The organism is Clostridium sp. (assembly GCF_050717635.1).
Lineage (GTDB): Bacteria > Bacillota > Clostridia > Clostridiales > Clostridiaceae > Clostridium_AD.
This window is the reverse complement of sequence record NZ_JBOITO010000002.1, coordinates 247,010-258,458: the sequence shown is the minus strand read 5'-3', so window position 1 is coordinate 258,458 and position 11,449 is coordinate 247,010. Positions and strand designations below refer to the sequence as shown.

The window sequence follows — 11,449 nt, the reverse complement described above, 5'->3', positions numbered from 1 at the left end:
GTTTTATAGTAATCTTATTATTTTTCATGGTTATATCATCTCATATTTTTCTTATTTTTTCTATCTATTTTTTAGCTAGAATGTTATCCACAGTGGTTTCCGCAAGCTGTTTCCTATATAATAAAAAGGAAAACTAGTAAGAAGAAATACAAAGCAAGTTTATTAAGGTGTAAAGAATGGATGAAGAAAAATAGGACAATTCCAATTAAAGAATTTATGAAAACAATAAAAGCTAAAACACAAGGACACTGTAATTATTACGGGATTACGGATAACCGAAGGGCAGTAGGTAACTTCATTGATGAAGTTAAAAGGCTGATTTTTAAATGGTTAAATCGTAGAAGTCAGAAGAAGAGTTTTAATTGGGATAAATTTATTCTGTTTTTGGATAAGTATCCGTTACCAAAAGTGAAAACACGTGTAAATATATTTGATTTAGGTGCGGGAAACAGCTATATTATGTAAACGATGAAGTGAAGAGCCGTGTGCGTAAATAGCGCAAGCACGGTTCTGTAAGGGGTTGGGGTCGTGAGACCCCGCCTACTTGACCCTTTCATATACTTATTACTTGAATCTTTTATGCTGTAAATGTAGATATTCTGAAGAATGGATTGATAACAAAGAAGATATTATAAAAATTCAAATTTTCAAGCAAGCGGAGTAATAAAACGCCAAACAGATTCATAGATTTTTTTCCATAAACCACGATTAGCATAAGTTTCAATATCAAATATCGTACAATCTTCGATATCATTTAAAAATGTATCACGACATTTAATTGCAAATTCATTATTATAAATAAATGCATTGACTTCATAATCAAGACTAAAACTCCTAATATCAACATTTGCAGTTCCTACTGTTGAAACGTGATCATCTATAACAAGTGTTTTTGCATGAAGAAAACCCGAATGCAGATATACCTTTATACCACACTGTAAGAGTTTTGCCGCATTTAATAATGAAACAGCATAAACAGTTTTTATATCTGGTATACCAGGCAACATTATTCTAACATCAACACCACCAGCAACTGCAATTCTTAGTGCATCTAATATAGTTTTATCTGGAATAAAATATGGTGTTTGAATATATAGATATTTTTTTGCGGTGGTAATCATCTTAACGTAACTATCTTTTATAGCGTCATTTTTACTACTAGGTCCACTTGAAAGTATTTGTACTCCTATGTTTCCTTCTTCAATAGGATCATAAAAACTTTTTAATAACCTTTCGTCAAACTTTAATTTAGCCCTATTTACCTTTCTAAAACTTTGATTTTGCAAAAAAACCAAATCAGACCAAAACCTTGTTTGAAATGAAAGTACACTATAACCAGTCAGACGTATCGTTGTATCCCTCCAAGGTTTATTTATCTTTTTTAATCCAAAATATTCGTCACCAACATTAATTCCACCAGTATGCGCAATCTTACCATCAACAATAACTATTTTCCTATGTAATCTGTAATTTACAAGCAATAAACTTTTTATAATAGATGGCAAAAATCTGTATACGTGCCCACCAGCTTCTTTTAACTTCTTAAAATCACTCATATGAGTACGTAAAGATCCAATTCCATCATATATTAAATTTACTTTTACTCCCTGACTTGCCTTTTCTTCTAGAAGAGCTATAAATTCTTTACCTATCTTATCTTTTGATCTAAAAATATAATACATTACTTCAATACTTTTTGTTGCATTTCTAATATCTTCAAAAATTGCAGAAAATGTTTCCATACCATTTAATAAGAGTCTTGCTTCATTATTTTGAGTAAAATAACACATTATATTTTTTGAGTTCATGGTAATCAAATCTCTGTATTTTTCAGTTTCTACTTCTCTAAATTGTATTTTCTCCGTATCAATACTATGAATATGTTTCTCTAGTACTTTATTGTACTTTTCTTCTATTTCACCCATACCATACTTTTTTGACATAATACGTATTTTATATTTACTACCAACCAAGAAATAAAAAACGAACCCAATATAAGGTAAAAAAATAAATACCAAAAGCCATGCAAATATAACTCTCGTATCACTTCGTTTTATAAAAATCAGTCTCAAAACACATATCATATTAAATAAATATATAAATATTAAAAAAATAGTTGATAAATCCATGTTGTTCCCCCCACAATATTATATTTTAGGTAATTAAGTACAACCTATTCAATCACTATTATACTTCATCTAACACTATAAATATTTTAAAATAAAATTTAAATTCTCATTTTATATATTACTTCCTTACACTATTTTCCAGAGATAGGCTCGTCAATTTAGTCAATTCTCTTAAAGATTCTAGATTAATAATTGTTTTTATTTGTATTAAATTTTATATCATTTATGATACTATTATACTATATTTTATCCACTAATAAATTATTTTAACTCTTTTATTAACTGTAAGATTTTATTTATCACTGTATCATAAAGATTTATAGTCTCGTATGGCTTTGATATTTTTTGTTCATTATCATTTCTCCACCACCATTCCCTCTCACATCAATAACAAGATATGGATAATCCTTTACCTGTCCTAGAAAACTAAGAATTTTCACATCATCTTCTTCTATAAAGTTTGATTTACATTAGTGGTTAAATTCTTATCCTTACCAGCTAAAGGATAGTGTACCTATGATATAATAATATTATCCGGATTATATGGTGCACTTAGACCGCTTGATTTAATACAACCTTATAGGTTAGAGATGGGAACTAAACTTAAAAACAACAGAGGTAATAACTTATATGATTTTTGGGGAAGTAAGATTACTACGTATATTAAAAAAGAATTAAAGATACAAAACGATAATACACTTATAAATTTAGCATCAAATGAATATTACTCAGTAATAGATATGAGCAAAACAAATGTAAAAGTGATAACACCTATATTTAAAGATTATAAAAATGGAACTCATAAGGTTATAACTATTTACACAAAACGTGCAAGAGGATTAATGAGCCGGTTTATAATTGAAAATAGTATTAGTTTGCCAAGTGATCTAAAAGAATCTAACGAAGAGGGTTATAGTTATAATGAATATCTATCTTCTGACGCAGAATTCATATTTACTAGATAAATGTACTCATTGGGTTTAGAAAGGATTTTTCTTTTTTTGAATCGCAGGTAGATATCCCCACTCCTTAAATCCAAATTTTTCTAGTAACCTTATACTTGGAATATTCCATTCTAACAATATTGCAATTAAATCATCTCCTGCGGAGCTGCATATTAACGACTTCAGAAGGAGATTTAGACTCCCACTGAAGTTTTCTCTTTGTTACAGCGTGTAACTCCTACCTATAGAAGTAGGAGACTTTCCTTCTGAAATGTCGTTAAATTTCTAAATTTCAATTCTTCACTCTCTTTAATTACACTTTTTCGGAGTTTTTCATCAAGATAATTTAAAGTATAAGCTTGCTCAGCAGGATCCGTGAAAGAACTCCATAAAGCGTTCCTGGACCCATGTTAAGTCTTCCATTAGAAACATCAGTAATATCTTTCATAAGTATATATCCATGACTTGGATTCATCAGTACTAATAGTACATAGTACATAGCTTCTGTCATTGGTCCACCATTATATGGCAGAAGTTATTTAATAAAAGCGGTGTCATGGTATGAACAGAAAGAGATTTCAACGAATAAAAAATATGGTGTTTTAATGTATGAATTCCTGAATATGAAATCTGTACCTGATATTTTAAAGCTAGAAATCATCAGTGCATATACGAAGTTAACAAAAGCTTTTGATCCTGAAATTAAATGAATTATTAACAAAACACACTAAAGCTCACACCATTAACATTCTTTTTTAGCAAACATAAACTGAAAGTTCATGTTTGCTAAAAAATTCCAACCCTTTAAAATCCACGTCTTTGAATAATACTTATTATAAGCTTCAGTACCCGCCGTTTTGTATCAAATCAATATCAAACTACTACAAATTGGTTACAAATTACGTTAATATTTATTCTATTGACATCACGAGCGTTCTAGTGTACTATCAATATAGGTCACTAGAACGCTCATATGTTTTCGCAAAAGGAGATTAAATAATGGATACAGAATTTAATGATAAAACCCCTATATATCTGCAAATTATGGACTTTATAAAAATGGACATCGTTACAGGAAAGCTAAAATCCTTGGATAAATTACCTTCAGTACGGGAAATGGCAAATAATTTAAGGGTAAATCCAAATACGCTTCAAAGATCCTATCAAGAACTTGAAAGACTTGGAATTGTTTATACACAAAGAGGCACTGGAACATTCGTTGGGGAGGGTAAAAATATGGTGGATGATTTAAAAAAAGAAATGGCAAAGGAAGTTATAGATTCCTTTATGCTTAGAATGAAAAGCTTAGGCTTTACTACTAATGAAATAATTAAATCTGTATCAAATGAAACTATGGAGGTAAACCAGAATGACTAATATCTTAAAATCAGAAGAAGTATGTAAGTCTTACTTAAATAAAAAAGCTTTGCAAGGAGTAAATCTAGAAATAATGCCTGGAAAAATCTTAGGACTTCTTGGTCCTAATGGTAGCGGTAAAACTACCTTCTTAAAAATAGCAGCAGGCATACTACATGCCTCCAGTGGAGAAATTCTCATAGATGGTGAAAAACCTGGTGTTTATACAAAGTCTATAGTTTCATATTTACCTGATAATGAGTATCTTCTAAAATGGATGAAAGTAAATGATGCTGTTATGTACTTCAAGGACTTTTATTCTGATTTCGATGAAAAAAAGGTAAAAGAGTTACTACTATTTATGAATCTTGATGAAAATGTCCCAGTTAAAACCCTATCAAAAGGAATGAAGGAAAAGTTAAAGCTTGCCTTGGTACTTTCAAGAAAAGCAAAGCTTTATATACTTGATGAGCCACTTGGAGGTGTAGACCCTACTGCTAGAGAACAAATATTAGATGCTATAGTAAATAATTTTACTGAAAATAGTTCCATGATAATTACTACTCATCTTGTAAATGATATAGAAAGAATTTTCGATGATGTAGCCTTTATATCTGATGGAAAGGTAGTGTTTAAAGGTAATGCAGAAGAATTAAGAATGGAAAAGAAAAAGTCAATTGATGAATTGTATAGGGAGGTATTTCAATAATGTTTAAGCTCATAAAATATGAATTAAGATCTACTGCTTTAACCATACTTGGTATTTGTATAACTGTCATAGTTGCTAATCTATTTTTAATCACAAAAAAAACTTCCTGGGGTGTTGCTGTTCCTGTATTATCTGTGTGCTTAACTGTTGGTGCCATAATAGTAATTTTTATATCTTCATTAAAAGTTATGAGCAAATATTTGTATGGAGATGAAGGCTATCTATTATTCACGCTTCCACAATTTGGAACATCAATCCTAACCTCAAGACTGATAACCGCTTTAATTCAAACATCCATTGTAGCTTTTGTATGCATTTTCATGTTTAATTTAATTGCACCAGAAGAAATAAATTATACTTTCTTAAAATTGGTTACGCCTAGTCAAATTATTGTTATTATAATTGGATATATATGGGTCATATTTTATTTCTTAACTTTTATATACTTCTGCATGGTTATTGGTAAAGTGGCCTTTAAAGGTAAAAAACTAGGTAAAATCGGTTCTTTTATAATTTTCATTTTAATATCAGTTGCAATAAGCTGGTTAACATTTAAAATTGAAGCCCTATTTCCTCAAACACTAGATTTGGGCGGTTCTTCAATAGCTAATACTTTCAAAACAGCTAATACTAATTTAACTGTCCAAATTTTCGGTGGAGAATTTGGTACTAATATTGCCAGTGGCATATTTGACATTATTATTTTTCTTGGGTGCTTTATTACCACTAGCCATCTAATAGATAAAAAATTAGATCTTTCATAAGCTTTAATAATTTAATAATATAAAAATAAGATTAACTAAAAATAATAATAAAATTAGGCTTATAGAGGGGATGTTAACTATGTTTAAGTTTATAAAGGAATTTATTAAAAATCCTGAATTTATTGGAGCAGTGGCACCAAGTAGTAAATATTTAGCTGAAAAGATGATAGAAAATATTAATTTTAAGGAATGTGATTGTATTGTAGAATATGGTCCAGGAACAGGTATTTTCACAGAAAAACTTATTGCCAGGAAAAAGGAGAACACGTTATTACTTGTTATTGAGAATAACAAAGAATTCTATGAGGATTTATTTCATATGTATGGCTACAAACAAAACGTAAAAATAATAAATGATGGGGCAGAGAATATAAAAAAATATCTAAAAGAGTATAATATTAAACAGGTGGATTATGTTGTATCCGGGCTTCCTTTTACTGTATTGCCAGTAAGTGTTACAAATGCTATATTAAAGAATACAAATGATATATTAAGCAATAAAGGAGAATTTATTACTTTCCAGTACTCCTTATTAAAAAAGAATTTATTTGAAATTTTTTTTGGTAGTGTAAAAGTGAAGAAGGCAATGATAAACATACCACCTGCATATGTATTTAGATGCAGGGTAAATTAACAAACATAAACTGTAAGTTATTGTTTACTAATAGGCGGCACCTAAAATTACCTCCTAGCAAATAGGACTCCTTACTTAGTATAAAAATAGCTAGTAAATAAACTTTACTAGCTATTAATTTAATATATTATTAACCCAACTTAGCATATTTAAATCGTCCCTTTTAAATTCTCTAATGAGGTATAATACCTTATTTCAATGGTTTCCTCCGGTATTCCATGCCCACCTTTTCTAACCCTCTGCTTAACTCTCTTTTGCAATTTCAGGGTTTTCAACCCCTATATAATTCATCACTATATAGAATTCATTATCTTTTGCTATCCTTATATTTTTTATTATACTTCTACCCGACAGTGTGGTCTCTTGGTTAAATGATATTTCTTGTGAAATATAACTTTTTATTAGTTTCACTGCTTCTCTAGCACATTTCATTTGAAGATCATTATCTTGCCAAGAACCGATACTGGCTACAATTTCATCAGTATTTATTCTCTTTTCGTCTTTATTTTCATTATAATAAATCGACTTATATATTGAAGTTTTACCAGCACCATTGGTACCTGCAAATATTGTGTACGTTGGCATAATTATTTACCTATTACCTTTTCTTGTTCTCTTTGTAAAACCATATTAGATAACATCATATAAAAATCTTGCTCTTGTTTACTCTTTACCTTCCTAAATAAATCCTTTAATTGACTATAAGACATGCCCAGGAAAATGTCATATATCTCGTTATTTCCATCACTCACATCTATTACCTCCGATTGCGACTATTTATATAATATTATATACCAATATACTAAAATAATAAACAGCTCTTGACCCACTAAGGTAACTGTGACTTGGTAAAAACAGTAAATAGCTTCTAGTTAAATGGACATTAGCAAGCAACTCATACTATATCACTGTCTTTGCCAATCATCCTATTTTATAACAGATAAAAATACTTTATACTTTTATTTCACTTAATTTATAACCTTTATTAACATAATTCTTCACTACTTCATTTACGTGTTTAATTGTAGTAATCTCAGCCAAAGACTAGCAAAGACCCCTAGGGGTAACCCAAATGGTGTCGAAATTAAAAGCCATAAGCTTTATCAAGCTGCACATCTGATTAATAACAAGTAAAATAATTGTCACCGCTATGCTATAACTAGAAAGTAAATCTTCTAGTTTTTACAACGACCTCGGAGATCATTATATAAACTGGAATTTTATGTTTACTATGACTATTTTTCAACTGATGGAGCGATGTTGGCTACATTTAACGATTTAACAGGCTTAGCTATAGTATTTAAAGAGATAAGTTTAAATGTTGAATTTCAAAAGGTATCTTCTAGTGTTTCCGATACAGTATTGATTACCAACAGCCTTAACTTACATGCAAGCAATATTGAAGATATATTAGCGAACGTAACTGCTATAAGTAAGCAAATAAATCTATTAGCATTAACCGCAGCAATAGAAGCTGCAAGGTCTGGAGAGCAAGGTAGAGGGTTCTCAGTGATAGCCGATGAAGTGAGAAAACTAGCTAAACAGTCACAAAGTTCAAACCTACATAAGTTTATTTTCGAACTTAAAAGTGTAAAATCTTAAAAATAATTACAAAATAGCCTCTATATTATTTAAATAATATAGAGGTTATTTAAACCACTAATCATTGTTGTTGATTTAGATTGGTTAGGTTTTATAGTGTAACGTATCTTTATATAAGTACATCTACTATTTTCCTATAGTGAATCATAAATCCATAATGGCAATTCAAAACGCGCCGTTTTAAGTGGGTCAGCGATTTGCGATATTTGTACATTATTCCCACCATGCATTCCAGGTGTGCCACAGGATATGGGCTCTGTTTTTGGAGCAGTTCCGATCACTCCAATCATAGGGCATATTGGGATCTTAATCTTATCAGAAAACTCAACCTGACCATTGACTATTGGTAGGATTTTAATAAAGTTTTCTTTTAAGCTACTACCTAAAACTCCTAAATCAGGACCAGTAGCTGGATTAATCCTATTCCAATCAAGGTTTTTCATAATAGTATTTTGTGATTGTATTTGATTTTCAAAGCAATCACATGTCTCAAAAACTACTTGACTTCCTGCCGGAACCTCAGCAACTGGTATATTGCATTTTTTCAGTGATTCTTTCCATTAACCCTTTAAACCCTATTATTGATATAACTCTTTTAAGATTATATGCAAAAGCAAGTTCGTCACCAAACCTCCTCACTAAGGTGCCAGGCACTTATAAAACAATGTAAATGAGCCTTAGGGAGGATCCAACATCAAATGCATGAAATAAAAAAAATATTTTTTTTAAAAGTCCAGAATATAAAATCCTAAAAACATCTACAACTTTATACAGATTACCACTCATGTCAATAAATGTTGAAAATTTAGAGAAACTCTAAAACCAATAAATATTTTAAAATCAGTTTCTTTAATTTACAATTAATCTTTAGTTTTGTCACTACACTGACACAGAAAATTGTTATTATACGTACATAGAAAGTAATTGATTTTTTTTAATTGAAGTCCCCCTTTAATTAAAAAAAAATTTACATAACACAAAGAAATGGAGACAGCATATATATTTATCTGCTGTCTCCATTTCTTTCTAAACTACTTCCACAACGTGCTTGTTGATGTAGTTATACTTGTCTATACTTGTTTATCCTTATTTATTTTAAACTATAAGGGGCAAAATAAGTAACTTACATAATTCATATAATGATCTACAAGAATTTATTGATTTTTATTCATCAATTTCAATAAACAAACAATTTATTACTTTCCTTTAAGTATCCCTTATGCGCAATAAAATCTTGCATTTCTTTCAGCTTGTATAATTGAGTTACATCATATATATGCCTTACTTTTTTATTTATTGTTCCATCAATTGCATGTCTTTTAACCGATAAAATTTTATCACCAAATGTTCTCTCAACATTTAATACATTAACCCTAACGGTTTTTAATTCGTATTTACTTATATCTGCCATCATTTTATTCTTTTCTAAAAATTCTTGAATATAAGTTTTAAGATCTTTTTCTTTATGAGGATATGGTTTAACACTAGAACCTATTTCCAATTTAACCTTCCTATTTTATCGCTGAATGCATTACCAATTAAAATTTATTCGATTAATTTACTATTCTTCCCAAGTCACAGTTACCCTAGTAGTATGCCTAGCCCACTTGCCAATAACCTCCGAGATCGTAGTATTTGCTTCTATTTGTTGAGATGACGCTGCTGGGGTGGTATAAAACAAATTGTTTATAATTTATTTACGTCCTTCGGAGGATATGAGCACATCAAATTTACCACCATTCAAGTCTGGATATGCAACTAGCTAATCCAACCACTCTGCATAAACCATTTGCATCATTATGTCTTTTGAATCCATCATAGGATTCTCAGGAATAGTCTTAAGTCCATTTTCTATAATCATTTTTCCAATCACTGCCAAACACATGGCATCAATAACATCATCAATTTTCTTTCTTGATGACACATCGTATAAAAATTTATCTACAACTTGATTTGCATCTGGATAATATCGTCTAATTATTTCAAGACGTTTGTGCTGACCTTCCTTAGATTTTTTATTCTCAAGCACTGGTATATTGTTATTGAGTTTTAAAAAACAAAATTCAGGATGGCTTTCAACCAGCTTGTTTTTCCACTGAATGTTACTCTGCAAGAATTCATCCACTTGCTTTATTGCTTTAGATATACCTAAAGTTTGTTCTGAAAGGCTTTTCCCCAAAATAGCAATGTTTTGTTCCCTAGCAGTTATTTTATCCTTAGCATATATAGCTTGTCTACAAGGAACTTCAAATATGCTTGAGCTCTTCTTTCCAAGCTCCTTTCTTACAAGACGATCTGGGCGTATGTCACCTTCACTTTCAGCAAGACCTATTGGAATATCAATTATAAAACTATGAGCCTCTGGATATCTATTGCATATATCCTCTATAGTATTAAATTTACCAACCTCAAAATGGCTTTTAGTTATATAAACTGCAACCCACTTACCATTACATCCATCAATTCCAACACTCACGTTCTTACCCCCTCTCTAATTTATTAGCAAATTCGCTTCGCTCATAAAAAACCCCGTGGTGCGTGAACAAATTGTAAACACAATTTGTTTTGCTAATCGCAACCTCAGATTTAACAATTTTTCCTTTGGGTACAGATTCCCATGTAGTCAATCCCATATGTTCTTTTTCAGCATCAGCTCGTTCTACAATCAGTTCTGCTGCAGTATGCCTGTGAACTGCCCAATGCATTTTATTTTGTACTGTTTGAAAAAACCTCCTTGTAGTCTTCGAATTTTTATCATAATCAAAAGATGTAGCATACAAGTCTGTGATTTTTTGATAAAACTTGCGTTCAGAAAGCCGTATTTCACGAACGCTTTGTAGCTGACGCTCAAAATATTCATCCGTAAACATATGACCCTTTTTCAGACGTTCCTTATCCATCGTCCATCCTTGAATTGTGTAATACTTTACAATTTGACCTGCCCATTTGCGAAATCGCACAGCACGTTCATTATTGACTTTAAAACCTACCGCAATAATTGCCTGTAAATTATATTGAATCACTTCGCGATTTACCTGCCGGGAACCTTCCGTTTGAACTATTCGGAATTTCCGAATAGTTGAGTCTGAAGCAAGTTCAGCATCATCATATATTTTTTTTATGTGTTCATTGATGGTTGGCAGACTAACATCATATAATGCTGTCATCATCTTCTGTGTCAGCCAAATATTCTCTTCCTCATAACGCATTTCCAAACTTTCATCACTATCACCAACCGCAGCAATATATGTTAAATATTCAGCAGCAGATGAATGTATCGTTACTTCATTCTTATTTTTCATAGATTTGTC

At 30.6% G+C, this 11,449-nt stretch carries 15 protein-coding genes and 2 pseudogenes; 8 read left to right on the top strand and 9 right to left on the bottom strand.

Translation table 11 applies throughout. The features are described 5' to 3' along the window. Positions 1–117 precede the first annotated feature (117 nt). Positions 118–465 carry a group II intron maturase-specific domain-containing protein gene (locus ACREWB_RS01560; protein ID WP_431545724.1) on the top strand — a complete coding sequence of 116 codons (348 nt, stop codon included), beginning with the start codon at positions 118–120 and terminating at the stop codon, positions 463–465. 182 nt (positions 466–647) lie between these two features. On the opposite strand, the gene cls is transcribed toward ACREWB_RS01560, so the two are convergent. Both cls and ACREWB_RS01550 read right to left on the bottom strand, forming a co-directional pair. Beyond that, positions 648–2,129, bottom strand: coding sequence for a cardiolipin synthase (gene cls, locus ACREWB_RS01555; protein WP_431545716.1), 1,482 nt, complete (start codon positions 2,127–2,129; stop codon positions 648–650). Positions 2,130–2,446: 317 nt separating this feature from the next. Beyond that, on the bottom strand, positions 2,447–2,569 hold the full coding sequence (locus tag ACREWB_RS01550; protein ID WP_431545715.1) for a hypothetical protein: 123 nt from the start codon (positions 2,567–2,569) through the stop codon (positions 2,447–2,449). An 81-nt stretch (positions 2,570–2,650) separates the two neighbouring features. On the opposite strand from ACREWB_RS01550, the gene ACREWB_RS01545 reads away from it, so the two are divergent. After that, entirely contained in the window at positions 2,651–3,094 is a 444-nt protein-coding gene (locus ACREWB_RS01545) for a YaaA family protein (RefSeq protein WP_431545723.1), read from the top strand. 325 nt (positions 3,095–3,419) lie between these two features. Here ACREWB_RS01545 and ACREWB_RS01540 read toward each other — a convergent pair whose 3' ends face one another. Next, the gene (locus ACREWB_RS01540) at positions 3,420–3,584 is read right to left on the bottom strand and encodes a PadR family transcriptional regulator (protein WP_431545714.1); all 165 of its coding nucleotides are present in this window, start codon (positions 3,582–3,584) and stop codon (positions 3,420–3,422) included. A gap of 40 nt (positions 3,585–3,624) precedes the next feature. On the opposite strand from ACREWB_RS01540, the gene ACREWB_RS01535 reads away from it, so the two are divergent. From ACREWB_RS01535 to ACREWB_RS01515, 5 genes are all read left to right on the top strand, one after another. Then, the gene (locus ACREWB_RS01535; protein WP_431545713.1) at positions 3,625–3,783 is read left to right on the top strand and encodes a hypothetical protein; all 159 of its coding nucleotides are present in this window, start codon (positions 3,625–3,627) and stop codon (positions 3,781–3,783) included. A gap of 289 nt (positions 3,784–4,072) precedes the next feature. Then, on the top strand, positions 4,073–4,450 hold the full coding sequence (locus ACREWB_RS01530; RefSeq protein ID WP_431545712.1) for a GntR family transcriptional regulator: 378 nt from the start codon (positions 4,073–4,075) through the stop codon (positions 4,448–4,450). Continuing rightward, complete coding sequence (locus ACREWB_RS01525) at positions 4,443–5,138, top strand: ABC transporter ATP-binding protein (RefSeq protein WP_431545711.1); 696 nt, start codon at positions 4,443–4,445, stop codon at positions 5,136–5,138. The genes ACREWB_RS01530 and ACREWB_RS01525 overlap by 8 nt, the downstream gene beginning before the upstream one ends. Next, positions 5,138–5,902 carry a hypothetical protein gene (locus tag ACREWB_RS01520; RefSeq protein WP_431545710.1) on the top strand — a complete coding sequence of 255 codons (765 nt, stop codon included), beginning with the start codon at positions 5,138–5,140 and terminating at the stop codon, positions 5,900–5,902. Before ACREWB_RS01525 ends, ACREWB_RS01520 begins: the two co-directional genes overlap by 1 nt. A gap of 79 nt (positions 5,903–5,981) precedes the next feature. Beyond that, on the top strand, positions 5,982–6,536 hold the full coding sequence (locus ACREWB_RS01515; protein WP_431545709.1) for a class I SAM-dependent methyltransferase: 555 nt from the start codon (positions 5,982–5,984) through the stop codon (positions 6,534–6,536). Between the two features lie 152 nt (positions 6,537–6,688). Here ACREWB_RS01515 and ACREWB_RS01510 read toward each other — a convergent pair. Continuing rightward, positions 6,689–7,121, bottom strand: a pseudogene (locus ACREWB_RS01510) (ATPase); the annotation flags it as partial. A gap of 2 nt (positions 7,122–7,123) precedes the next feature. After that, the gene (locus tag ACREWB_RS01505) at positions 7,124–7,288 is read right to left on the bottom strand and encodes a hypothetical protein (RefSeq protein ID WP_431545725.1); all 165 of its coding nucleotides are present in this window, start codon (positions 7,286–7,288) and stop codon (positions 7,124–7,126) included. A 508-nt stretch (positions 7,289–7,796) separates the two neighbouring features. Here ACREWB_RS01505 and ACREWB_RS01500 point away from each other — a divergent pair. Then, on the top strand, positions 7,797–8,138 hold the full coding sequence (locus ACREWB_RS01500) for a methyl-accepting chemotaxis protein (RefSeq protein WP_431545708.1): 342 nt from the start codon (positions 7,797–7,799) through the stop codon (positions 8,136–8,138). Positions 8,139–8,272: 134 nt separating this feature from the next. Here ACREWB_RS01500 and ACREWB_RS01495 read toward each other — a convergent pair whose 3' ends face one another. The 4 genes and pseudogenes from ACREWB_RS01495 to rhuM all read right to left on the bottom strand — a co-directional run. Then, positions 8,273–8,581 carry an acetamidase/formamidase family protein gene (locus ACREWB_RS01495; RefSeq protein WP_431545707.1) on the bottom strand — a complete coding sequence of 103 codons (309 nt, stop codon included), beginning with the start codon at positions 8,579–8,581 and terminating at the stop codon, positions 8,273–8,275. A 734-nt stretch (positions 8,582–9,315) separates the two neighbouring features. Then, complete coding sequence (locus ACREWB_RS01490; protein WP_431545706.1) at positions 9,316–9,639, bottom strand: nucleotidyl transferase AbiEii/AbiGii toxin family protein; 324 nt, start codon at positions 9,637–9,639, stop codon at positions 9,316–9,318. 261 nt (positions 9,640–9,900) lie between these two features. Continuing rightward, positions 9,901–10,614: a DUF429 domain-containing protein gene (locus ACREWB_RS01485; RefSeq protein WP_431545705.1), complete on the bottom strand. Its 714-nt coding sequence runs from the start codon at positions 10,612–10,614 to the stop codon at positions 9,901–9,903. Positions 10,615–10,702: 88 nt separating this feature from the next. After that, positions 10,703–11,440: pseudogene (gene rhuM, locus ACREWB_RS01480) on the bottom strand (RhuM family protein); the annotation flags it as partial. Between the last annotated feature and the right edge of the window lie 9 nt (positions 11,441–11,449).